Below are 1940 nucleotides of genomic sequence, written 5' to 3'. Positions count from 1 at the left end.
ACGAGAGTGTGCCGTGGGCACTGAACCCTGTTTTCTAAGGAAGGCAAACAGGAAGATGAGCATAAGCTCACGAAGAGATGGAGGTAGGCCCTCCAGAGTCTGCTGTCGGAAGCCGGCTCTAAACCACTTTCAAGTGGCTGTTATTAAGAGTAATGGTCAAAAGCGTTGAAAGAAAATCAGAATAAGAATTCTGGCGAGGTAGGGTGCAAGGAGATGAGTAAACCCGAACCCATGTGGACGCGTCGTTAACTTGAAGCGGCACCAAAACTGAAATCGTCTCGTTATTTCAGGATAAGTACACCGGTGAACTCCGAATGCTGGGTGTGCGGTGCTCGGCGTAAAGTGGGCATGACCTTGTACTAGGCTCTTTGTGGGAACCACGGGAACCAGTCATCACGATGTTAAGGAAGAAATATAAATGACAAAATTCATGAATATGAGAGTACCGATGCGTGATACTGGGGCGGAGCAATTCGTAGTAGTGATGAAGGGCTTGTAATGAGCGTGGAGCGAAGGGATTGCGTCAAGTCGGTTGCAACGACGACTCAACTGCCGACAGGCAGGAGGAGGTCGCACGAACAACCAAAACCTTTTGAAATATCCAAATGGGATCTAATGACGGCTTTCGAAAAGGTAAAAGCCAATAAAGGCGGAGCCGGAGTCGATGGAGTAACGATAGAGGACTTTGAAAAAGACCTTAAAAACAACCTTTATAAGATATGGAACAGAATGTCATCGGGAGCCTATTTCCCCCCACCCGTCGCTGCGGTAAGTATACCGAAGAAGTCAGGTGGTGAAAGAATACTAGGTATTCCAACGGTCAGTGACCGTGTGGCGCAGACGGTGGTGAGAGACAAACTTGAAATTATGCTCGAGCATCACTTCCTAGATGACTCTTATGGCTATCGAGTGGGGAAATCTGCTCATGATGCGATAGAGGTGACGAGAAGAAGGTGCTGGCAGTACGATTGGGTACTGGAGTTTGATATCAAAGGTCTTTTTGACAACATACGTCATGATTTGTTGATGAAAGCGGTTAGGAAGCATATTCAGCTTGCTGAAGAAAGTCAGAGCCGAGATTATCAATGGGTGATTTTGTATATTGAAAGGTGGTTAGTTGCTCCATTGCAGAAAGCCGATGGGACGAAAACGAACAGAGAAATAGGCACGCCCCAAGGCGGGGTAGTGAGCCCAGTACTGGCTAACTTATTTCTTCATTATGTTTTCGATAAATGGCTGGAGAAGAATTATCCAGACAACCCATGGTGTCGCTACGCAGATGATGGACTTGTTCATGCAAGAACAAGACTGAAAGCAGAGAAGTTGAGAGATGACCTAGCGAAACGCTTCAAGGAATGTGGACTAGAAATGCACCCAACCAAGACGAAGATTGTCTACTGCAAAGATGATGCTAGACGAGGGTCTGGTAACCATATAGAGCATACACAATTTGATTTCCTTGGGTACACATTTAGAGCCAGAACCAGTAAACGTAAACGAACAGGGCAGCTATACAACAACTTCACACCGGCAGTAAGCATGTCGGCAAAGAAAGCCATGCGTAGAAAAGTTAAAGAGCTAAAAGTGCGTCAGAAATCACAGTACAGTTTAGAGCAGCTAAGCAGATGGGTAAGTCCGATGCTAAATGGTTGGATAAACTATTACGGCAAGTTCAGGCGAAGTGAATTAGACTCGGTATTCAGACACTTCAATAAGACTTTAGTACGTTGGGCGAGAAGGAAATTCAAATCGCTCAAATGTCACAAAAGTAGAGCGATAGCTTTCTTTGATAAGCTATCGGTTCAATGTCCTAGATTGTTTCCGCACTGGAAATTTGGATCATCAAGAAGTTTTGCTTGATGGGAGCCGTATGAGCTGAGAGGTTCACGTACGGTTCTGCGAGAGGCTATCGGGGAGGTTCCGGTGGCCTACTCACCTAA

The 1940-nt window shown here is 45.9% G+C and carries 1 protein-coding gene; it reads left to right on the top strand.

The annotated features are described in order from the left end of the window. The first annotated feature begins 615 nt into the window (after nt 1-615). Nucleotides 616-1860, top strand: a complete 1245-nt coding sequence (gene ltrA, locus H5300_RS26440; protein ID WP_259397967.1) for a group II intron reverse transcriptase/maturase — start codon at nt 616-618, stop codon at nt 1858-1860. Nucleotides 1861-1940: the final 80 nt, after the last annotated feature.

This window comes from Vibrio sp. SG41-7 (assembly GCF_014164465.1).
Lineage (GTDB): Bacteria > Pseudomonadota > Gammaproteobacteria > Enterobacterales > Vibrionaceae > Vibrio > Vibrio splendidus.
The sequence above is the reverse complement of the archived record's forward strand: the minus strand, read 5'-3'. Positions and strand labels throughout refer to the sequence as shown.